The organism is Streptomyces sp. NPDC052687 (assembly GCF_040678395.1).
Lineage (GTDB): Bacteria > Actinomycetota > Actinomycetes > Streptomycetales > Streptomycetaceae > Streptomyces.
Genome location: NZ_JBFATR010000009.1, coordinates 75,417 through 96,127 on the forward strand (window position 1 = coordinate 75,417; position 20,711 = coordinate 96,127).

Here is a 20,711-nt window from a genome sequence, read left to right on the forward strand (position 1 = left end):
GACCATGTCGATCGACGTCAACAACGAATCCGGAACCGAGGTCGACGAGCAGGCGATCCTCGACATCGCCCGCTACGCGCTCGCGCGGATGCGCATCCACCCGCTCTCCGAACTCTCGGTGATCGTCGTGGACGCCGACGCCATGGAGCAGCTGCACATCCAGTGGATGGACCTGCCGGGGCCCACGGACGTCATGTCCTTCCCGATGGACGAACTGCGTCCGCCGTCGAAGGACGACGACGAGCCCCCGCAGGGCCTCCTCGGCGACATCGTGCTCTGCCCCGAGGTCGCCGCCAGGCAGGGCGCCGAGGCGCCGACGAAGCACTCCATGGACGAGGAGCTGCAGCTGCTCACCGTCCACGGGGTGCTGCACCTGCTCGGCTACGACCACGAGGAACCCGACGAGAAGGCCGAGATGTTCGGCCTCCAGGCCGCCATCGTGGACGGCTGGCGCGCGGAGAAGGGCCTGACCGGCCCGTCCCCGGCCCCGACCGTGTCATGAGCCTCCCGCTCGTCACCGGCGCGATCGCCCTCGTGATCGTCGCCTGGCTCGCCGCCTGCGCCGAGGCCGGCCTGGCCCGCGTCTCCAGCTTCCGCGCCGAGGAGGCCGTACGGTCCGGCCGGCGCGGCGCCGACAAGCTCGCCCAGGTCGCCGCCGACCCCACCCGCTACCTCAACGTGGCGCTGCTCGTCCGCGTCGCCTGCGAGATGGCCGCCGCCGCGCTGATCACCTACGGGTGCCTGCGCGAGTTCGGCAGCGTCAGCCAGGCCCTGCTCATCGCCATCGCGGTGATGGTCCTGCTGTCGTACGTCGCCGTCGGGGTCTCCCCGCGCACCATCGGCCGCCAGCACCCCGTGCACACGGCGACCGCGGCGGCGTACGTGCTGCTGCCGCTGGCCCGGATCATGGGCCCGGTCCCGTGGCTGCTGATCCTCATCGGCAACGCGCTCACCCCCGGCAAGGGCTTCCGGCACGGCCCGTTCGCCTCCGAGGCGGAGCTGCGGGCCCTGGTCGACTACGCCGAGCGCGAGTCGTTGATCGAGGACGAGGAGCGCCGCATGGTGCACTCCGTCTTCGAACTCGGCGACACCCTGGTGCGCGAGGTGATGGTGCCGCGCACCGACCTCGTCGTCATCGAGCGGTTCAAGACCATCCGCCAGGCCCTCACCCTCGCCCTGCGCTCCGGGTTCTCCCGGATCCCGGTCACCGGCGAGAGCGAGGACGACATCGTCGGGATCGTCTACCTGAAGGACCTGGCCCGCAAGACGCACATCAGCCGCGACGCGGAGAGCGAACTGGTCTCCACGGCGATGCGGCCCGCCTTCTTCGTCCCGGACACCAAGAACGCGGGCGACCTGCTGCGCGAGATGCAGAAGGAACGCAACCACGTCGCCGTCGTCATCGACGAGTACGGCGGCACGGCCGGCATCGTCACCATCGAGGACATCCTCGAGGAGATCGTCGGCGAGATCACCGACGAGTACGACCGCGAGCTGCCCCCGGTGGAGGAGCTGGGCGAGGACCGCTACCGGGTCACCGCCCGCCTCGACATCACCGACCTCGGCGAGCTGTACGGCCTCGACGAGTACGACGACGAGGACGTGGAGACCGTCGGCGGCCTGCTCGCCAAGGCCCTCGGCCGGGTCCCGATCGCCGGCGCGTCCGCCGTGGTGCCGCTGCCCGACGGCCGCGACCTGCGGCTGACCGCCGAGGCCGCCGCCGGCCGCCGCAACAAGATCGTCACGGTGCTGGTGGAGCCGGTGCCCCCGGCCGAGGAGACCGAGGAGGAGAAGCCGGAGTGACCCCGCGGGAGCTGCGCGCCCTGTGCCTGTCCTTCGAGGCGGCCGAGGAGGACTTCCCCTTCGGCCCGGACATCTCGGTGTTCAAGGTCCACGGCAAGCTCTTCGCGCTGTCGCACCTGGACGCGCGGCCCCTGAAGGTCAACCTCAAGTGCGACCCGGAGGACGCGGTCCGGCTGCGCACCGCCCACCCGGACCTGATCGTCCCCGGCTGGCACATGAACAAGCGCCACTGGAACACGGTCACCGTCGACGCCGGCCTCCCGGACCGGCTGGTCCGGGAGCTGGTCGAGGACTCCTACGACCTGGTCGTCGCCGGGCTGCCGCGCGCCGCCCGGCTCCGCCTGGACCGTCCCTGAGGGCCCACCGCGGGCCGCCGGACGTGCTCCTACGTATCCTCGGTCCATGACCGACAGCAGCGCGCTCGACCCCGAGGACCGCAAGATCGTGACCCTGGCCCGTTCCGCGCGGGCCCGCAACGGGGTGCCCGAGGGGGCGGCCGTACGTGACGAGACGGGCCGCACCTATGTCGCCGCCACCGTCGCCCTGGACTCGCTGAGGCTGAGCGCCCTGCAGACGGCGGTCGCGATGGCGGTGGCGTCCGGGGCGAAGTCGCTGGAGGCCGCCGCCGTGGTGACCGAGGCGGAGTCGGCGTCCGACGCGGACCGGGCCGCCGTACGGGACCTGGGCGGCCCGGAGACGCCGGTGCTGGTCGCCGGGCCGGACGGCACGGTCCGGGCGACGGTGACGGCGGGCTGACGCCCGGACGGGGCCGCCGCGCCCCGACGACGGAAGGGAGCCGGGAGCCGATGCCGGACGGGCACCACCCCACGAGCGGGCACCACCGCACCAGCGGACATCCCCGCACCAGCGGACACCACCGCACGGGCCGACACCTCGGCACGGGCGCGGCCCTGGCGGCCGGGGCCCTCGCGGTCACCGAGCTCGCCGTCGTGCCCGCGGCGGCCGTGACCCGCAGACGGCGACGATCACGGCCGACTGCCGGACGCACGGCAGCGGCCCCGGCACCCTGACGGCCACCCAGAGCGACACCACCGCCACGACGACCCTGAAGTCCACCGCGATCACCGCCCCCATCGGGCTCGCCGACTCGATCACCTCCCGGCTCACCCTGGTGCGCCCGGACGGCACCACCGTCACCTTCAGCGGCACCAGGAACCCGGCCATGGCCGCGGGCGGCCCCGTCACCGTCGGCCCGCTCACCGGCACCGTCGCCCCCGGCGACCGCCTGGAGGGCTACGGCGGCTCCCTGCGGATGACGGCCTTCGGCATCACCGTCACCTGCACGGCGACCGCACCCCAGGCACCGGGCCCGTTCGTCTTCGGCTGACCGCACCGGCCGGCGGCAGGACCCCGTGACCGGCAGGCGGCAGCGGCGCGCACCGCGAGGAGCGCGGGCCCGCGGACGGTCACGGTACGGCGGCGCTCCGGGGATCAGGGAGAATGGGCGGCATGAGCGTTCGCACCCAGTCATCCGAGCAGTCGGCCGAGGCAGTCCACCGGGCCGGTTTCGCCTGCTTCGTGGGCCGCCCCAACGCGGGCAAGTCCACCCTCACGAACGCTCTGGTCGGGCAGAAGGTGGCCATCACCTCCAACCGCCCCCAGACCACGCGGCACACCGTGCGGGGCATCGTCCACCGCCCCGACGCGCAGCTGATCCTGGTGGACACACCGGGGCTGCACAAGCCGCGCACCCTGCTCGGCGAGCGGTTGAACGACGTCGTGCGCACGACGTGGGCCGAGGTCGACGTGATCGGCTTCTGCCTGCCCGCCGACCAGAAGATCGGCCCCGGCGACCGGTTCATCGCCAAGGAACTCGCGGCGATCAAGAAGACGCCGAAGGTGGCGATCGTCACCAAGACCGACCTGGTGGACTCCAAGTCCCTCGCCGAGCAGCTGATCGCCATCGACCAGCTCGGCAAGGAGCTGGGCATCGTGTGGGCGGAGATCGTCCCGGTGTCGGCGGTCGGCAGCAAGCAGGTCGACCTGCTGGCGGACCTGCTGATCCCGCTGCTGCCCGAGGGCCCGGCGCTCTACCCCGAGGGCGACCTGACCGACGAGCCCGAGCAGGTCATGGTCGCGGAGCTGATCCGCGAGGCGGCCCTGGAGGGCGTCCGAGACGAGCTGCCGCACTCCATCGCGGTGGTCGTCGAGGAGATGCTGCCCCGCGAGGACCGCCCCGCCGACAAGCCCCTCCTCGACATCCACGCCAACGTCTACATCGAGCGCCCCAGCCAGAAGGGCATCATCATCGGCCCCAAGGGCAAGCGCCTGAAGGAGGTCGGCATCAAGTCCCGCAAGCAGATCGAGGCCCTGCTCGGCACGCCGGTCTTCCTCGACCTCCATGTGAAGGTCGCCAAGGACTGGCAGCGCGACCCGAAGCAGCTGCGCAAGCTGGGCTTCTGAGCCTCGCCCGGCGGGCCCGGTCTCACCGCTGGGCCCGCAGCACGTCGCGGAACCAGCGGTACGACGCCTTCGGCGTGCGCGCCAGCGTCCCGAAGTCCACGTGGACCAGGCCGAAGCGGCGGGCGTAGCCCTCCGCCCACTCGAAGTTGTCGAGCAGCGACCAGACGAAGTAGCCGCGCACGTCCACCCCGGCCGTGAGCGCGTCGTGCAGGGCCCGGATGTGGCCGTCCAGGTAGGCGATGCGGTCCTGGTCGTCGAGCCCGTCGTACGCGCAGCCGTTCTCCGTGACGACCACCGGGGGGAGCCGGTCGCCGTAGCGGTCGCGGAAGCCGGTCAGCAGCTCGGTCAGGCCCTCGGGGACCACCGGCCAGCCGAAGTCGGTCACCGGGCGGCCCTCGATCTGGCGGAGCGAGAAGGGCAGCTCGGCGGGCATCCGGACGCCGCCGAAGTCCGTCTCGGTGTCCCGCGGGGCGCCCACCCTGGCCGGCGCGTAGTAGTTCACGCCGTACCAGTCGAGCGGTTCGGCGATCACCTTCAGGTCGGCCTCGACGTCTCCCGGCATCAGCTCGCCGAGCCCGGCCGGGTAGGTGCCGAGCAGCAGCGGGTCGGCGAACAGGCGGTTCAGCAGGACGTCGTAGAACTCGGCCGCCGCCACGTCCGCGCCGTCCTCGGAGGCCGCCCAGGTCGGCCCGTGGGAGTTGGCGATGCCGATGTCCGTGGCGCCGGCCGCGCGCAGCGCGCGGACGGCCAGCCCGTGGGCGAGCAGCTGGTGGTGGGCCACCGGCAGCGCGTCGAAGAGCAGCCGCCGGCCGGGCGCGTGGGTGCCGAGGGCGTGGCCGAGCAGGGTGTGTTCGGCGGGCTCGTTGAGGGTGATCCACTTGCGTACGCGGTCGCCGAGGCGGCCGGCGACGACCGAGACGTACTCGGCGAAGCGCTCCGCCGTGTCCCGCCGCAGCCAGTCCAGGCCGAGCGGCAGGTCCCAGTGGAACAGCGTCGGCACCGGGCGGACGCCCGCCGCGCACAGGTCGTCCACGAGCCGGTCGTAGAAGTCCAGGCCGCGCGGGGACCGCACGCGCGGCCAGGACACCGAGAAGCGGTACGCGTCCACGCCGAGGCCGGCGAGGAGGGCGACGTCCTCGCGGTGGCGGTGGACGTGGTCGCAGGCCACCGCCGCCGTCGAGCCGTCCTTCACCCGGCCCGGCTCGGCCGTGAACGCGTCCCACACGGACGGCTCGCGCTCGTCGGCCGCGCCCTCGATCTGGTGCGCGGAGGTCGACACGCCCCACAGGAAACCGTCGGGGAAGCGCGGTATCGGGGCCGTCGTCACGCTCCCTCCTTCAGCACGCGGGTGACCAGCGCCCGCAGGTCGTCCGGCAGCCCCGGGTCGCTCGCGTGGACGGTCCGGCCGTCCACCGTGATCTCGTAGTGGAAGCCGTCCGGCACCCCGGCCGGGCGGCTGCCCTGCCCGGCGGCCAGCGCCCGCCCGGCCAGGGCCTGCCACTCGGCGGCGTCGGGGCGGCCCGCGGTGTCGATCTCGGCACTCCGCTCGATGCCCGCGAAGCCGCCCGTGCGCCTCACCTGAATTCGCATGGGTCCCTGTCTAGTACGGATGCCGCGCGAACTACAGGGTGCTGACTCCAGGGTGGGAACACCACGGTGGTGTGTACAGCGTGCGGACTACAGGGTGCGTACGCCGACCTGCTCCCACGCCTTGCGCACCGCCTCGTGCTCGTCGCCGCCGTCGCCGTAGCGCTCGCGGGCGGCCTTGACGGTGAGGGTGGCGAAGTCCGTGAAACGGGCCCGCTCGGTCAGCTCGCCGCCGGTCAGCACGTCGTACCAGACCTGCCCCGCCTTCTCCCAGGCGTGGCCGCCGATGGCGGTCGCCGCGAGGTAGAACGCGTGGTTGGGGATGCCGGAGTTGATGTGCACGCCGCCGTTGTCGCGGCCGGTGCGGACGTAGTCCTCCATCCTCGCGGGCTGCGGGTCCTTGCCGAGGACGTCGTCGTCGTACGCGGTGCCGGGCGCCTTCATGGAGCGCAGCGCCGTCCCGCTGACGGCCGGCCCGAGCAGGCCCGCGCCGATCAGCCAGTCGGCCTCGCCGGCGGTCTGGCCCAGCGTGTACTGCTTGATCAGCGAGCCGAAGACGTCGGACATCGACTCGTTCAGGGCGCCCGGCTGGCCGTAGTAGGTGAGGTTCGCCGTGTACTGGGTGACGCCGTGGGCGAGTTCGTGGCCGATGACGTCGACCGGGATGGTGAAGTCGAGGAAGACCTCGCCGTCGCCGTCGCCGAAGACCATCTGCTCGCCGTTCCAGAAGGCGTTGCCGTAGTTCTCGTCGTAGTGGACGGTGGCGTCCAGGGGGAGGCCGTCGCCGTCGATGGAGTGGCGGCCGTAGGCCTTGAGGAACAGCTCGAAGGTGGCGCCGAGGCCGGCGTAGGCGCGGTTGACGGTGGCGTCCCGGCCGGGCTCCTCGCCCTCGCCGCGCACCTTGGTGCCGGGCAGGACGGTCTTGTGCCCGGCGTCGTAGATCGTGCGCAGCGGCTGGTCCGACGGTGCCTTCGCCTGCGGCGCGGCGGCGAGGCGGAACTCGGTGGTGACCCGGCGGTGGCCGCGCAGCGCGCTGTCGCGGACCAGGGTGCGGCGGGCGGGTCCGGCGAGTGCGGGGTCGTCGTGGCGGGCGAGCTGGTCGAGGATGTGCGGCGGTACGACGGTGCAGAAGACGGGCTCGTGGCCCCCGTGGGTGCTCATACCAGGCACCATCGCACCGAGTGACCGGGCTGTCACCAGCCGCAACCATGATGGGGGAATTGCGGTGACGGAGGGCCCCGCTCGCCCGCGTCGAGTGGTATGGCGCACTTTTTGTCCGCTATGCCGCCGCGGTCCCGCATACTGAAACACACCCGCGCATCCGAAGGGGCTCCGCTAGCATGCTGCGCATCATGCGTTTCGGGCTGCTTCTTCTTAGCTGCCGCGGCGAGGGCCTGTAGTCCAGGTCGACTCCCTCCCCGCGGAGCTCGGTGTTGCCGTCGGCCGTCCTTTCCGGACACCTCAAGGAGCCCCCGCATCATGGCGAATCGCCAGCAGCCCAGTTCCATGCCGATCCACAAGTACGGCCGCTACGAGCAGGTCGACATCCCGGACCGCACCTGGCCGAACCAGCGGATCACCCAGGCCCCGCGATGGCTCTCGACCGACCTGCGGGACGGCAACCAGGCCCTGATCGACCCGATGTCGCCGGTGCGCAAGCGGGCGATGTTCGACCTGCTGGTCAAGATGGGCTACAAGGAGATCGAGGTCGGCTTCCCGGCCTCCGGCCAGACCGACTTCGACTTCGTCCGGTCGATCATCGAGGACGAGGGCGCGATCCCCGAGGACGTGACGATCTCCGTCCTCACCCAGGCCCGCGAGGACCTGATCGAGCGGACCGTGGAGTCCCTGAAGGGCGCTCGCCGGGCCACCGTGCACCTGTACAACGCGACCGCCCCCGTCTTCCGCCGGGTCGTCTTCCGCGGCTCGAAGGACGACATCAAGCAGATCGCCGTCGACGGCACGCGGCTGGTCATGGAGTACGCGGAGAAGCTGCTGGGCCCCGAGACCGAGTTCGGCTACCAGTACAGCCCGGAGATCTTCACCGACACCGAGCTGGACTTCGCGCTGGAGGTCTGCGAGGGCGTCATGGACGTCTGGCAGCCCGGCCCGGACCGCGAGATCATCCTGAACCTGCCGGCGACCGTGGAGCGCTCCACGCCGTCCACCCACGCGGACCGCTTCGAGTGGATGCACCGCAACCTGTCGCGCCGCGAGTACGTCTGCCTGTCCGTGCACCCGCACAACGACCGGGGCACGGCCGTCGCGGCGGCCGAGCTGGCGCTGATGGCCGGTGCCGACCGCGTCGAGGGCTGCCTGTTCGGGCAGGGCGAGCGCACCGGCAACGTCGACCTGGTCACGCTGGGCATGAACCTGTTCTCGCAGGGCGTCGACCCGCAGATCGACTTCTCCGACATCGACGAGATCCGCCGTACGTGGGAGTACTGCAACCAGATGGAGGTCCACCCGCGCCACCCGTACGTGGGCGACCTGGTCTACACGTCCTTCTCCGGCTCCCACCAGGACGCCATCAAGAAGGGCTTCGACGCCATGGAGGCCGAGGCGAAGGCCAAGGGCGTCACCGTCGACGACATCGAGTGGGCGGTGCCGTACCTGCCGATCGACCCCAAGGACGTCGGCCGCTCCTACGAGGCCGTGATCCGCGTCAACTCGCAGTCCGGCAAGGGCGGTGTGGCGTACGTGCTGAAGAACGAGCACAAGCTGGACCTGCCGCGCCGGATGCAGATCGAGTTCTCCAGGATCATCCAGGCGAAGACGGACGCCGAGGGCGGCGAGGTCACGCCGAAGGACATCTGGGCGATCTTCGAGGACGAGTACCTGCCGAACCCGGAGAACCCGTGGGGTCGGATTCAGGTCAAGAACGGCCAGTCCACCACCGACCGGGACGGCGTCGACACGCTCACCGTGGAGGCCACCGTGGACGGCGCGGACACCGTGCTGACCGGTCAGGGCAACGGTCCGATCTCGGCCTTCTTCGACGCGCTGCAGTCCATCGGGATCGACGTACGCCTGCTGGACTACCAGGAGCACACGATGAGCGAGGGCGCGTCCGCGCAGGCCGCCTCCTACATCGAATGCGCGATCGACGGCAAGGTGCTGTGGGGCATCGGCATCGACGCCAACACCACCCGCGCCTCCCTGAAGGCGGTCGTCTCGGCCGTCAACCGGGCCGCGCGCTGACCGTCCGGACCGGGGGTTTCGCGGGCCCCGGCCGCCGGAACGCGGTGCGTTCCGGCGGGCGGGGCCCGTCGTTTACCGGCCACTGACCCGATCAGGTCACGGAAAGGTCTCGTCCTGGGTGCTGACTAGCCCTGACGGATGTGGCTAACATCACGCCAGCGCGGCGATGTTGCCGCGGGGTTACGGAGGTGCTGCGACGTGCTGCCAGGACGGGGACGAGACGGCCGTGTCACCGGGCTTTCGCGCATGGTGGGCACCCGTACCGCGTGGACGGCCCTCACCGACGGGGACTTCTTCTGCCCCGGCTGCGGCGGTGACCGCAATTACCAGCGGCTGACCGGGCGCCGCCGGTTCACCCTGCTCGGCGTGCCGGTGCTGCCGCGCGGGGCGTGCGGGCCGGTCGTGGAGTGCGCGGCCTGCCGCCGCCACTACGGCACCGACGTGCTCGACCACCCCACCACCACCCGCTTCTCCGCGATGCTGCGCGACGCCGTACACACCGTCGCCCTCGCGGTGCTCGCCGCGGGCGGCACGGGCTCCCGTACGGCCCTGGAGACCGCCGCGCAGGCGGTGCGCGCGGCCGGCTTCCCGGACTGCACCGAGGAGCAGCTGGCCGCCCTCGTCGAGGCGCTGGAGGCGGACACCGGCCGGATCACCGGCGAGCCCTGCGGGCCGGGGCTGGCCATCGAGCTGCACGAGGCGCTGGACCCGCTGGCCCCGCACCTCGCTCCCGCCGGACGTGAATCGATCCTGCTGCAGGGCGCGCGGATCGCCCTGGCTGACGGCCCGTACACCACCGCCGAACGCGAGGCGCTGGCCACGGTGGGCGCCGCGCTCACCATCGGCGGCGACGAGGTGAACCGGCTGCTCGCGGCGGCGCGTACGCCCTCCTGACCTCCCCGCGTACTCCGGCGGGAGCGACCCGGCCCCGGGCACGCCCCTCGCGGGAGCCGTGGCTCGGCCTCACGCGCGACGGAAGGCCCCTCCCGCGCCGGGCCCGGGACCGGGCGCGCCGGTGAGCGTGGCGCACGCACGGGTCGGGACGGGGCACGCCTGGCGCGAAGGGCGCCTCCTCCTGAAGGTTCCTGGAGGCTCATGGACGCCCTTGGAGGCCCGCCCTACAGGAGTCCCGCCGCCGAGAGGAACTTCCCCACCCGCCGCACCTCGTCCTCCGACAGCGGCACCTGCGGATCCGCCGTGGCCGGGCAGGCGATCACGCCGCGCAGGTGCAGGGCCGCCTTGAACGCGCCGATCGCGGACGAGCCGGGGCCCATGCGCGCGGGGTCGCCGGCGTGCACGAGGCCGAACAGGGCGCACAGCCGCTCCTGCTCGGTGCGGGCGCGTTCCGTGTCGCCGGCGCGGCACAGGCGGTCGAGGCGGACGTAGCCGTGCGGGTCGACGTTGGCGAGGCCGGGGACGGCGCCGTGCGCGCCGAGGGCGAGGGCGGCGTCCACGATCAGTTCCGAGCCGGTCAGGACGGTGAAGCCGGTCAGGCCGGTGCGGGTGCGGGCGCCGGTGACGACCTCGCGGAAGGCGGCCAGGTCGCCGCTGGAGTCCTTAAGCCCGGCGAGGACCCCGTCGGCGGCCAGGTCCAGGACCAGGTCCGCGGGGAGCTTGGTGTGGACGGCGACCGGGATGTCGTAGGCGAGGACGGGGACGGGGGACGCGGCGGCGACCGCGCGGTAGTGGCGGGCGATCTCCGCGGGGTGGGTGCGGGCGTAGAACGGCGCGGTGACGACCACCGCGTCGGCGCCCGCCGCCGTCACCGCGGCCACGTGCTCCAGGACCCGGGGCGTCGTCATGTCGATCGCGCCCGCGAGCACCGGCAGGCGTCCCGCCACGTGCCGCACGGTCTCCGCCACCACCAGCCTCCGCTGCGCGTCCGTCAGATACGCGGCCTCCGACGTGGAGCCCAGGACGAACAGGCCGTGCACCCCGCCCGCCGTCAGGTGGTCGAGCAGCCGGTGCAGCGACTCCACGTCCACCTCCCGCTCCGGTGTCAGCGGGGTGCAGACGGGCGGGACGACACCGGTGAGCGGGGCGGGGACGGTCATGGCGGCTCCCTCGGCTGACGGGACCGGCGCCCGGCGGCGCCGGTCGGCTCGTGCTCCTCTCCGGATGGTGACACCGCGGGCGGCGCCCCGGCAGGGCGCCGGGCGGGAAACCGGGCATCCGGGTGGCGCCGCCCCCTGTACGGCGCCACCCGGACGCGGGTACCGAGGGCCCCGGGAAAGGGGCCCACGGCCCGTCAGGGCAGCTCCGCCATGTAGTGCTCGTCGCGGTCGGAGTCGTAGACCAGTTCGCCCGCCGCGTCGTAGCCCTTGATCCGCGGCGCCCGCGTGACCTGCTGGTCGAGTTCGCCGGTGGCGACGAACCAGCCGTGGTCCAGGACGGCGGGCCGGGTCTCGCCGTCGCCGTAGGAGACGGTCACCCTGGCCACCGAGGGGTCGACGAGGCCGATGCTGCCCCAGCGGAACGGCAGCTTCCAGTTTCCTCTGTCCATGGCGGACTGCGCGTAGAGCCTGAGCGCGTTGACGTCCGGGACGACGGGGCCCTGGTCCGGTGGCCCCTCGGCGACGCCCCCGATGTTCAGCCCGGCCACCTCGCCCTCCTTGACGGTGCAGATCACCCGGGTCCTGGCGGCGTCGTCGCGGGCCGCGACCACGAAGTGGCCGTCCCCGGGGGAGTTGCTGTCGCCGGTGCTGCGCATGGCGAGCAGGATCCGGTACTCCTCGGCGACGCCCGGCCCCCTATGCGGTTCCCGCCCGAGGTCGGAGTCCAGGCAGTCCTCCAGCATGGACACCGCGGACCGCCGCGTCACCCCGTCGAGGAGCTGCCCGTCGGTGGCCGGACCCGAAGGGCCGGGCGAAGTCGCCGAGGCCGTGGGCACGGGCGACCGCGAGGCCGTCGCGGACACGGCCGGCGACGCGCCCTCCCCGCCCCGGTCCGCGCCGCCCAGCGCGTACGCCCCCACCGGCGCCACGGCCAGCGTCACCAGCGCCGCCCCGGCCGCCGCCACCCGCCGGCGCCGCTCCGCCACGCCCCGGCGCCGGATCGCCGGGTAGGGCGCCATCGACGGCTGGAGGGTGAGCGCGTCATCGGCGAGCAGTGTCCGCACCCGCTCCGCGAACTCCCGCTCGCCGTCGGCTCCCTGCCACGCGTCCACCCGCTCGTCCCCGTTCACCTGCTGTCTCCCTGCCTGGACGGCACACCCATCGCCTGGGCGAGCCCCGGATACGTACGCAACTTCGCCAGCCCCTTGGACGCCTGGCTCTTGACCGTGCCGGGCGAGCAGCCGAGGGTGTCGGCGACCTCCGCCTCGGACAGGTCCTCCCAGTAGCGCAGGACCACCACCGCCCGCTGCCGCGCGGGAAGTCCGGCCAGCGCCGTGAGCAGCGGCGAGCGCTCCACCACGCGCCCCACGGTCTCGTCGTGTCCCGCCCGCTCCGGCGGCGAGGCGGTCAGCGCCTCGCTGACCCGCCGCTTGCGGAAACGGTCGCTGTTGCAGCTGACGAGCATCCGGCGGACGTACGCCTCCGGGTTGTCACTGCGCGAGATCCGCCGCCACGAGCGGTACGCCTTCGCCAGCGCGGTCTGCGTCAGGTCCTCGGCGTGGTGCGCGTCACCCGTCAGCAGATAGGCGGTCCGCACCAGGTGTGACCACCGTGCTCTGACGAACTCCTGGTACTGGGCCTCGTGTTCGGCCTTCATCAAGCACCCTCCTCGCCCCCCAGACCACCGTCCGGACGGAATCGGTTGCCCGGAGGGTCCGAGGGATTTCCGGGGCGGTGCGGGAGTGGCTAGGCCAGCACCTCCGACAGGACGGCCGCGGTCTGCGCGATCAGGGCGTTGTCGCGGACCGCCGCCGGGTCGAACTTGCGGGACAGGATGGCGAGGACGACCGGGGTGCCGTCCGGGGTCCAGGCGATGCCGACGTTGTTGTTGGTGCCGTAGGCGCCGCCGCCGGTCTTGTCGGCGACCGTCCAGGTGGGCGGGACACCGGCGCGCAGCCGGTCGCCGCTGGTGGTGTTGTGCAGCAGCCAGTGGGTCAGCAGCTCACGGTCGGCGCCGGGGAGGGCGTCGCCGAGGACGAGCCGGGCGTAGGTGCGGCCGATCGCGCGCGGGCTGGTGGTGTCGGTGACCCGCCACGGCTCCGCCGAGTTCAGCTCCGTCTCCCAGCGGTCCAGGCGGGTCACCGGGTCGCCGAGGGAGCGGGCGAACCGGGTGATCGCCGTGGGGCCGCCCAGCTCGCGCAGCAGCAGGTTGCCGGCCGCGTTGTCGCTGAACCGGATGGTCACGTCGCACAGTTCGGCGACGGTCATCCCCTCGGCGAGGTGCTCGCGCGTCTTGTCGGAGCCGTCCACCAGGTCCGCTTCGGTGTAGTGGATGCGGCGGGCCAGGAACTCCCCGTCCCGGTCCAGGTCGCGCAGGACCGCGGCGGCGGCGAGGGTCTTGAAGACGGAACAGATCGGGAACAGGTCGTCCGCGTGATGCCGGACGGTGCGTCCGGTGCGCAGGTTGCGGGCGTAGACGCCGAGCTTGGCGCCGTAGCGCCGCTCCAGGTCGCGCAGGCGTCCGGTGGCACCGGTGGTACCTCCGTCGGCGTGCGCCGCGGTGGAGCCGAGCCAAGTGGCGGCACCGCCGACGGCACCAGCGGTGAGGAGGGTACGGCGGCGTAACGACATCGAGGGCTCCTTCGTGATCGTCTCTGCCCGTGATCGACGCCGTCGCGGCCCGCCTCGGTTGCGGCTGGACCGCGCGCCCCGGTCGCTGCTGCCGCTAGTCGCAGTACCTGTCCCGTACCGGCCGCTCGCCCGACGCCAGGAATCGGGAGACCGTCGCGTCGCCGCAGGCGTTGCCGTGGGCGAGGTAGGCGTCGTGGCCCGTGGAGTCGACGACGACCATGCGCGCCCGGTCACCCAGGGCCGCGCGCAGCTTCAGGGCCCCGGCGAGCGGGGTGGCCGGGTCACGCTCGTTCTGTACGAGCAGGATGTTGGAGGGCCCCCGGTCGGTGATCCGCACCGCGGGCTCCCTGGGCGGGAAGGGCCAGGCGGCGCAGAGCATCGCGTTGCGCGGCATGCCCGCGGTCAGCGGGTGGGCGGCCCGGCTGCGGGCGACGTCCTTCCGGTACCCGGCCGGGTCCTTGGGCCAGGCCACGTCGTTGCACAGGGTTCCGGCGGCCACGGCGGTCACGTTCTGCAGCACCTCGTCCGGCGGCGACGCGGGGGCGGGCGGCACGGTGCCGCGCTGGGCGGCCAGCATCAGCCGCGCGAGACGGGGGAAACGGGCGGGGGAGTAGAGGCTCTCCAGCATGGTCTGGCGCAGTACGTTGCCGTTCAGCTCCTCGGGGTTGGCGCCCGGCCAGGGGATCGGCTCGGCGTCGAGACGGGCGGCCAGCCGCAGGAACAGGGGGCGGACCTCGGCGGCCGTCCCGGCGACCCGGTCCGGATTGCCGGGTTGCGACGCCCACCGGGCGAACTCGGGGAACACGTCCTCGACGCCCTGTTCGTACCCGGCGAGCCAGGCGCGGGCCACGCGTGCGGGGTCGGGGTCGTCATTGCTGTCGAGCACGATCCGGTCCGTGCGGTGCGGGAACAGCTGGCTGTACACCGCGCCGACGTACGTGCCGTACGACACGCCCCACGCGGACACCTTGCGCTCGCCCAGCGCGGCGCGCACCCGGTCGAGGTCGCGGGCCTCGTTGGCGGTGCTCAGATGCCGGATCAGCTCGCCACCGTGGTGGGCGCAGGCGTCCGCCATCCGCCGCGCGTCGGCCAGGTTCCCGTCGATCGAGCCGTCGGGGGCGGGCCAGGGCCGCAGCTTCACCGGGGCGAGGTCACCGTGGTCCAGGCCGCAGCCGACCGGGGTGGACGGGGCGAGACCGCGCGGCGCGAAGCCGACCAGGTCGAACCGCTCCCGCACCTCCTGCGGCAGCTTCTGCCCCTTCTTCGACGGGTCGTCGAGGCTGGAGCCGCCGGGGCCGCCCGGTATCAGCAGGAGGACACCCCGCCGCTCGGCCGGGTCCTCGCTCGGGATGCGCGAGATGGCGATCTCGATCGTCCCGGCGCCCGGATCGGCGTAGTCCATCGGCACCTCGACGGTGGCGCACTGCTGCCGGGGGTCGGGCGCGCCGCCCGCGCACGCACCCCAGTCGAGGGAGGGCCGCGGGGCGGCGGCGGACGGGGCGGCGAGTCCGGCGAACAGCAGGGCGGTGGAGGCGGCGACGAGGCCGACGGTGCGCGTGGTCTTCTTCATGCCCACGAGCCTCGCCGATCCCCGCCCGCCCCCACATCCGGGCAACGGCCCGGTTTTCACGGGGGTTTACCCCAGCACCACTCCTCCGGTACGTCCCTCAGCCGGCGGTGCGCGCCGTACGGATGAACGCGGTCCAGGCAGCCGGTCCGACGAGGATCACGGGCCCGTCCGGGACCTTGCTGTCCCGGACGGGGACGACACCGGGGACTCCGTCGGCGACCTCGACGCAGTCGCCGCCATTGCCGTCGCTGTGGGTGCTCTTGCGCCAGCGGGCGTGGGTCAGGTCGTACTCGCGCATCGTCTGTGGTCCTCCGCCGCCGATTCGATCAGGGCCAGGGACGCGTCAGGCGACAACGCGGCGGCCCTCAGCAGATCGTAGGTGGCTTGCGTGCGCTTCACCACAGGCGGATCGTCAAGGAGGCTCCCCGAATACACGGCTTCTGTATAGACCGTGGGGGGAGCATCCTCGAACTCCATGTACTTCAAAGATCCGGTCATGATGGCGTACGCGCCTGCCGTGTACGGCAGCACCTGGAGCAGCACGGTGCGCTCCCGTGCCAGCGTCGCGATGTGCTCCAGCTGGCCGGCCATGGCGGCTGGGCCGCCGACCGGGGTGCGCAGCACGTTCTCGTGCAGGATCGCCCAGTACGTCGGCCGGGCGGCGTCCCGCAGGATCCGCTGCCGCTCCAGCCGACCGCTTACCTTGTCCTCGATGTGCTCCTCCGGCGCCAGCGGGTTCATCGCCAGCGTGACCGCGCGGGCGTACGCCGCCGTCTGGAGTAGGCCCGGTACGAGTGCCGGTGCGAACTCGCAGATCTTGGTCGCCAGCGCCTCCAACTCGGCCGCCTGGGCGAAGTACTCCGCATAACGCCGGTCATTGATGAGCTTCCTGCACAACCGCTCGAAAATACCGTCGGTTTGCAGGACCTCGTCGATGCGTTGGGCGATATCCAGCTGAGGTTTTCGAATGGCCTGCTCGAACTGACCGATATAAGCGCCTGAGACGAATACCCGCGCCCCCAGGTCGACTTGGGTGATGCCCGCGTCCTCGCGGCGTCGCCTCAGCTCCGCTCCGAAGAACTCCCAGGCAGCCTGCCGTGAACCATTGGCCATGGCCAACCCCTTTGCCCGGCCCCGCACTTGTAGCGCACAAGCTCCTGTCGAGTGTAGGGCCGGCGGACGATGCTGGAGAGGGAAAGAGTGAAACCCGAATACGCAGGGGAGCCACGTGGAGGCACAGCGCCGATTGCAGGAAATGCGAACCGCAGGAAAAGGCCGGAAACCAATGACACCGACGAAGCCGCCGATCGGCTCGTACGTCGTCGACACCCGCACCGGGAAGGTGGGCATCGTGATGGGCCACGAGGGACCCTACGTACAGCTGAGACCGTACGGCGGCGGCAGGGAGTGGGACGCGGACCCACGGAGCGTACGCAACGCCACCCCGGCGGAGCGCCTGCGCGCCGCGACCGCGTACGCCAACGCGCGCAGCCGGGGCGAGGTCCCTTGACGCGACGCGGGCGTACCCGGCCGGGGACCCGCGCGGGTAGGCGAGAATGGGTCCATGAGTCTGTTCCGCGACGACGGCATCGTGCTGCGCACCCAGAAGCTGGGTGAGGCGGACCGGATCATCACGCTGCTCACGCGCGGTCACGGGCGGGTACGCGCCGTGGCGAGAGGCGTGCGCCGGACGAAGTCCAAGTTCGGGGCGCGCCTCGAACCGTTCTCCCACGTCGACGTGCAGTTCTTCGCGCGCGGCAGCGAGCTGGTGGGGCGCGGGCTGCCGCTGTGCACGCAGAGCGAGACCATCGCGCCGTACGGTGGCGCCATCGTCACCGACTACGCCCGGTACACCGCCGGGACGGCGATGCTGGAGACCGCCGAGCGGTTCACCGACCACGAGGGCGAGCCGGCCGTGCAGCAGTACCTGCTGCTGGTCGGCGCCCTGCGCACGCTCGCCCGCGGCGAGCACGCCCCGCACCTCGTGCTCGACGCGTTCCTGCTGCGCTCCCTCGCCGTCAACGGCTACGCCCCCAGCTTCAGCGACTGCGTGAAGTGCGGGATGCCCGGTCCGAACCGCTTCTTCTCGGTGGCCTCCGGGGGCTCGGTCTGCGTGGACTGCCGGGTGCCCGGCAGTGTCGTACCCTCGCCGCGGACCCTGGAGCTGCTGGCCGCGCTGCTTACGGGAGACTGGGAGACCGCGGACGCGTGCGAGCCGCGGTATGTGCGGGAGGGCAGCGGGCTGGTGTCCGCCTATCTGCACTGGCACCTGGAGCGCGGGCTGCGTTCCCTGAGGTACGTCGAGAAGTAAGAGAAGCAAGGGAGACGAGACGCTCATGGTCGTACGCGGGTTCCTGGGGCGCCAGCGCCGCGAGTACAGGACGCCGGAGCCGCACCCGTCCGGCGCGCGGCCGCCGAAGCTCCCCGGCGAGCTGGTGCCGAACCATGTGGCGATCGTCATGGACGGCAACGGCCGCTGGGCCAAGGAGCGGGGCCTGCCGCGCACCGAGGGCCACAAGGTGGGCGCCGAGCGCGTGCTGGACGTGCTGCAGGGCGGCATCGAGATGGGCGTCGGCGCCATCTCCCTGTACGCCTTCTCCACCGAGAACTGGAAGCGCTCGCCCGAGGAGGTGCGCTTCCTGATGAACTTCAACCGCGACTTCATCCGCAAGTCCCGCGACCAGCTCGACGAGCTGGGCGTGCGGGTGCGCTGGGTGGGCCGGATGCCCAAGCTGTGGAAGTCGGTCGCCCAGGAGCTGCAGATCGCCCAGGAGCAGACCAAGGACAACGACCGGCTGACCCTGTACTTCTGCATGAACTACGGCGGCCGCGCCGAGATCGCCGACGCGGCGCGGGCCATCGCCGAGGACGTGAAGGCCGGGCGGCTCGACCCGTCGAAGGTGACCGAGAAGACCGTCCAGAAGTACCTGTACTACCCGGACATGCCGGACGTCGACCTGTTCCTGCGCCCGAGCGGCGAGCAGCGCACGTCCAACTACTTGCTGTGGCAGAGCGCGTACGCGGAGATGGTCTTCCAGGACGTGCTGTGGCCGGACTTCGACCGCCGTGACCTGTGGCGGGCCTGCCTGGAGTTCGCCTCCCGCGACCGCCGCTTCGGCGGCGCCATCCCCAACGAGGAACTGCTGGCCATGGAGGGCCGGACAGAAGGCTGACCGTGCACGGGGCGGCTGAGGTTTTCAGGGGCGCGGGGAACTGCGCGACCAGTCACCACGAACCCGCAGCCGCCCACGCACCGCACCTCCCACGGCGAACCCGCGAGCCCCGCTCAACCGGCGGCGCACTCCGCGCAGGTACCGAAAATCTCCACCGTGTGCGCCACGTTCACATAGCCGTGCTCGGCCGCGATGGCGTCCGCCCACTTCTCCACGGCCGGGCCCTCGACCTCGACCGCCTTGCCGCAGACGCGGCAGACCAGGTGGTGGTGGTGCTCGCCGGTCGAGCACCGCCGGTACACCGCCTCGCCGTCGGAGGTGCGCAGCACGTCGACCTCGCCGGCCTCGGCGAGGGACTGGAGGGTGCGGTAGACCGTGGTGAGTCCGACGGAGTCGCCCTTGTGCTTGAGCATGTCGTGCAAGTCCTGCGCACTGCGGAACTCGTCGACTTCGTCGAGGGCTGCCGCCACGGCGGCACGCTGCCGGGTGGCGCGGCCCTTCACGGGCGGTCCAGCGGTCGTCACCGGTTGCCTCCTCACGTCTGCTGCGGTCCGGGCCATTGTGCCAGCCCGGACCGGCAGCGGTCAGACGCCGATCTCGTCCTCGGTCCGGCGGCTGGCCGGAATCGCGCACTCCGCCGGGTCCCCGGACGGCTGCGCGGCGGCCAGTGCCCGGGCCCGGCGCCGGGCCAGCGGGGTCGCCAGCGCGGTCAGCACGACAAACGCGCCGATGGTCAGCAGCACGATCGTCGCGCCGGGCGGAACGTCCTGGTAGTACGAGGTCACCGTGCCGCCGAGGGTCACGGACACCCCGATCGCCACCGCGACCGCGAAGGTCGCGGCGAAGCTGCGGGTGAGCTGCTGGGCGGCGGCCACCGGCACCACCATCAGCGCGGACACCAGCAGCAGGCCGACCACGCGCATCGCCACCGTGACCGTCACGGCCGCGGTGATCGCCGTCAGCAGGTTCAGCGCCCGCACCGGCAGGCCCGTGACCCGCGCGAACTCCTCGTCCTGGCTGACCGCGAAGAGCTGGCGGCGCAGCCCCAGGGTGACCAGCATCACGAAGGCCGCCAGCAGGCAGATCGCCGTCACGTCCGACTCCGACACCGTCGACAGCGAGCCGAACAGATACGAGGTCAGGTTGGCGTTGGAGCCCGTCGGCGCGAGGTTGATGAACATCACACCGCCGGCCATGCCGCCGTAGAACAGCATCGCCAGCGCGATGTCGCCGCGCGTCTTGCCGTACCAGCGGATCAGCTCCATCAGGACCGCGCCGAGGACGGAGACGAGGGTGGCCATCCACACCGGGGACCAGGACAGCAGGAAGCCGAGGCCGACGCCGGTCATCGCGACGTGGCCGATGCCGTCGCCCATCAGCGCCTGGCGGCGCTGCACCAGGTAGATGCCGACCGCGGGCGCGGTGATGCCGACCAGGACGGCGGCGAGCAGGGCCCGCTGCATGAAGTCGTAGTTCAGGAGTTCCATCAGCTCAGCAGTCCCGTCCGGATCGGTTCGGCGTCGTGGGCCGCGTGCGGATGGACGTGGTCGTGGCCGGGCAGCGCGTGCTGGCCGACCGCCTTCGGGGGCGGGCCGTCGTGCAGCACACAGCCGTCGCGCAGGACGACCGCCCGGTCGATCAAGGGCTCCAGCGGGCCCAGTTCGTGCAGGACGACCAGCACCGTCGCGCCCTGGGCGACCTGCTCGCGCAGCGTCGCGGCCAGCACTTCCTGGCTGGCCAGGTCGACGCCCGCCATCGGCTCGTCCATGATCAGCAGCTCGGGGCCGGCGGCGAGCGCGCGGGCGATCAGCACCCGCTGGTGCTGGCCGCCGGAGAGCGCGTTCACCGAGTCCCCGGCCCGGTCCGCCATGCCGACCAGGTCCAGCGCCCGGCGGACGGCCTCGCGGTCGGCCTTGCGGAAGACGCCGAAGCGGGTACGGGACAGACGGCCCGAGGAGACCACTTCGCCGACCGTGGCGGGCACGCCGCCCGCGGCCGTGGTGCGCTGCGGGACGTAGCCGACGCGCGCCCAGTCCCTGAACCGCCGGCGGGGTGTGCCGAACAGCTCGATCTCGCCGGCGCTGACCGGCACCTGGCCGATGACGGTGCGCACGGCCGTCGACTTGCCGGAGCCGTTCGCGCCGAGCAGCGCGACGACCTCACCGCGGGACACGGTGAGGTCGATGCCGCGCAGGACGGGGCGCGAGCCCAGCTCGGCGCGTACGCCGCGCAGGGATATGACGGGCTCGCTCACCATGTGGCCTCCGT

At 72.4% G+C, this 20,711-nt stretch carries 23 protein-coding genes and 1 pseudogene; 11 read left to right on the top strand and 13 right to left on the bottom strand.

Annotated features, from left to right (window positions below; translation table 11 throughout):
* Positions 1-4: 4 nt before the first annotated feature.
* The 6 genes and pseudogenes from ybeY to era all read left to right on the top strand — a co-directional run bounded on the left by ybeY (position 5) and on the right by era (position 4,227).
* On the top strand, positions 5-502 hold the full coding sequence (gene ybeY, locus AB0K92_RS11605) for an rRNA maturation RNase YbeY (protein ID WP_165998253.1): 498 nt from the start codon (positions 5-7) through the stop codon (positions 500-502).
* The gene (locus tag AB0K92_RS11610) at positions 499-1,803 is read left to right on the top strand and encodes a hemolysin family protein (protein ID WP_365921743.1); all 1,305 of its coding nucleotides are present in this window, start codon (positions 499-501) and stop codon (positions 1,801-1,803) included. Before ybeY ends, AB0K92_RS11610 begins: the two co-directional genes overlap by 4 nt.
* Positions 1,800-2,159 carry an MmcQ/YjbR family DNA-binding protein gene (locus tag AB0K92_RS11615; RefSeq protein WP_365921745.1) on the top strand — a complete coding sequence of 120 codons (360 nt, stop codon included), beginning with the start codon at positions 1,800-1,802 and terminating at the stop codon, positions 2,157-2,159. The genes AB0K92_RS11610 and AB0K92_RS11615 overlap by 4 nt, the downstream gene beginning before the upstream one ends.
* A gap of 46 nt (positions 2,160-2,205) precedes the next feature.
* Positions 2,206-2,559 (top strand): cytidine deaminase, encoded by a 354-nt coding sequence (locus AB0K92_RS11620; protein WP_365921747.1) that lies wholly within the window; start codon positions 2,206-2,208, stop codon positions 2,557-2,559.
* 155 nt (positions 2,560-2,714) lie between these two features.
* Positions 2,715-3,151, top strand: a pseudogene (locus AB0K92_RS11625) (hypothetical protein).
* Positions 3,152-3,273: 122 nt separating this feature from the next.
* Positions 3,274-4,227 (top strand): GTPase Era, encoded by a 954-nt coding sequence (era, locus tag AB0K92_RS11630; RefSeq protein ID WP_365921749.1) that lies wholly within the window; start codon positions 3,274-3,276, stop codon positions 4,225-4,227.
* Between the two features lie 22 nt (positions 4,228-4,249).
* Here era and AB0K92_RS11635 read toward each other — a convergent pair whose 3' ends face one another.
* The 3 genes from AB0K92_RS11635 to AB0K92_RS11645 all read right to left on the bottom strand — a co-directional run bounded on the left by AB0K92_RS11635 (position 4,250) and on the right by AB0K92_RS11645 (position 6,975).
* Entirely contained in the window at positions 4,250-5,554 is a 1,305-nt protein-coding gene (locus AB0K92_RS11635; RefSeq protein ID WP_365921751.1) for a GH1 family beta-glucosidase, read from the bottom strand.
* Positions 5,551-5,817, bottom strand: a complete 267-nt coding sequence (locus AB0K92_RS11640) for a protealysin inhibitor emfourin (protein ID WP_365921753.1) — start codon at positions 5,815-5,817, stop codon at positions 5,551-5,553. The genes AB0K92_RS11635 and AB0K92_RS11640 overlap by 4 nt, the downstream gene beginning before the upstream one ends.
* An 87-nt stretch (positions 5,818-5,904) precedes the next feature.
* Positions 5,905-6,975 (bottom strand): M4 family metallopeptidase, encoded by a 1,071-nt coding sequence (locus tag AB0K92_RS11645; RefSeq protein WP_365921755.1) that lies wholly within the window; start codon positions 6,973-6,975, stop codon positions 5,905-5,907.
* A gap of 318 nt (positions 6,976-7,293) precedes the next feature.
* On the opposite strand from AB0K92_RS11645, the gene leuA reads away from it, so the two are divergent.
* Positions 7,294-9,015 carry a 2-isopropylmalate synthase gene (gene leuA, locus AB0K92_RS11650; protein ID WP_365921757.1) on the top strand — a complete coding sequence of 574 codons (1,722 nt, stop codon included), beginning with the start codon at positions 7,294-7,296 and terminating at the stop codon, positions 9,013-9,015.
* A 198-nt stretch (positions 9,016-9,213) separates the two neighbouring features.
* Complete coding sequence (locus AB0K92_RS11655) at positions 9,214-9,909, top strand: TerB family tellurite resistance protein (RefSeq protein ID WP_365921759.1); 696 nt, start codon at positions 9,214-9,216, stop codon at positions 9,907-9,909.
* A 224-nt stretch (positions 9,910-10,133) separates the two neighbouring features.
* Here AB0K92_RS11655 and AB0K92_RS11660 read toward each other — a convergent pair whose 3' ends face one another.
* From AB0K92_RS11660 to AB0K92_RS11690, 7 genes are all read right to left on the bottom strand, one after another.
* Complete coding sequence (locus AB0K92_RS11660) at positions 10,134-11,069, bottom strand: dihydrodipicolinate synthase family protein (protein ID WP_365921761.1); 936 nt, start codon at positions 11,067-11,069, stop codon at positions 10,134-10,136.
* Between the two features lie 194 nt (positions 11,070-11,263).
* A complete protein-coding gene (locus AB0K92_RS11665; protein ID WP_365921763.1) occupies positions 11,264-12,199 on the bottom strand; it encodes a hypothetical protein in 936 nt (311 codons plus the stop codon).
* Complete coding sequence (locus tag AB0K92_RS11670; RefSeq protein WP_365921765.1) at positions 12,196-12,726, bottom strand: SigE family RNA polymerase sigma factor; 531 nt, start codon at positions 12,724-12,726, stop codon at positions 12,196-12,198. Before AB0K92_RS11670 ends, AB0K92_RS11665 begins: the two co-directional genes overlap by 4 nt.
* 89 nt (positions 12,727-12,815) lie before the next feature.
* Positions 12,816-13,700 carry a class A beta-lactamase gene (gene bla / locus AB0K92_RS11675; protein ID WP_365921767.1) on the bottom strand — a complete coding sequence of 295 codons (885 nt, stop codon included), beginning with the start codon at positions 13,698-13,700 and terminating at the stop codon, positions 12,816-12,818.
* Positions 13,701-13,794: 94 nt separating this feature from the next.
* Positions 13,795-15,270: an alpha/beta hydrolase gene (locus AB0K92_RS11680; RefSeq protein ID WP_365921769.1), complete on the bottom strand. Its 1,476-nt coding sequence runs from the start codon at positions 15,268-15,270 to the stop codon at positions 13,795-13,797.
* A gap of 97 nt (positions 15,271-15,367) precedes the next feature.
* Positions 15,368-15,568 (bottom strand): DUF397 domain-containing protein, encoded by a 201-nt coding sequence (locus AB0K92_RS11685; protein WP_165998221.1) that lies wholly within the window; start codon positions 15,566-15,568, stop codon positions 15,368-15,370.
* Positions 15,550-16,383, bottom strand: a complete 834-nt coding sequence (locus tag AB0K92_RS11690) for a helix-turn-helix transcriptional regulator (RefSeq protein WP_165998220.1) — start codon at positions 16,381-16,383, stop codon at positions 15,550-15,552. Before AB0K92_RS11690 ends, AB0K92_RS11685 begins: the two co-directional genes overlap by 19 nt.
* A 172-nt stretch (positions 16,384-16,555) precedes the next feature.
* Between AB0K92_RS11690 and AB0K92_RS11695 the strand changes: the two genes are divergently transcribed.
* The 3 genes from AB0K92_RS11695 to AB0K92_RS11705 are packed head-to-tail and all read left to right on the top strand — an operon-like array spanning position 16,556 to position 18,443.
* Positions 16,556-16,780, top strand: coding sequence for a hypothetical protein (locus AB0K92_RS11695; protein WP_165998218.1), 225 nt, complete (start codon positions 16,556-16,558; stop codon positions 16,778-16,780).
* Positions 16,781-16,834: 54 nt separating this feature from the next.
* Positions 16,835-17,581 carry a DNA repair protein RecO gene (gene recO / locus AB0K92_RS11700; RefSeq protein WP_165998215.1) on the top strand — a complete coding sequence of 249 codons (747 nt, stop codon included), beginning with the start codon at positions 16,835-16,837 and terminating at the stop codon, positions 17,579-17,581.
* Between the two features lie 25 nt (positions 17,582-17,606).
* Positions 17,607-18,443 carry an isoprenyl transferase gene (locus tag AB0K92_RS11705; RefSeq protein ID WP_165998212.1) on the top strand — a complete coding sequence of 279 codons (837 nt, stop codon included), beginning with the start codon at positions 17,607-17,609 and terminating at the stop codon, positions 18,441-18,443.
* Positions 18,444-18,556: 113 nt separating this feature from the next.
* On the opposite strand, the gene AB0K92_RS11710 is transcribed toward AB0K92_RS11705, so the two are convergent.
* The 3 genes from AB0K92_RS11710 to AB0K92_RS11720 are packed head-to-tail and all read right to left on the bottom strand — an operon-like array spanning position 18,557 to position 20,700.
* The gene (locus AB0K92_RS11710; RefSeq protein WP_165998211.1) at positions 18,557-18,967 is read right to left on the bottom strand and encodes a transcriptional repressor; all 411 of its coding nucleotides are present in this window, start codon (positions 18,965-18,967) and stop codon (positions 18,557-18,559) included.
* A gap of 60 nt (positions 18,968-19,027) precedes the next feature.
* Complete coding sequence (locus AB0K92_RS11715; protein WP_365921773.1) at positions 19,028-19,930, bottom strand: metal ABC transporter permease; 903 nt, start codon at positions 19,928-19,930, stop codon at positions 19,028-19,030.
* The gene (locus AB0K92_RS11720; protein ID WP_365921775.1) at positions 19,930-20,700 is read right to left on the bottom strand and encodes a metal ABC transporter ATP-binding protein; all 771 of its coding nucleotides are present in this window, start codon (positions 20,698-20,700) and stop codon (positions 19,930-19,932) included. Before AB0K92_RS11720 ends, AB0K92_RS11715 begins: the two co-directional genes overlap by 1 nt.
* Positions 20,701-20,711: the final 11 nt, after the last annotated feature.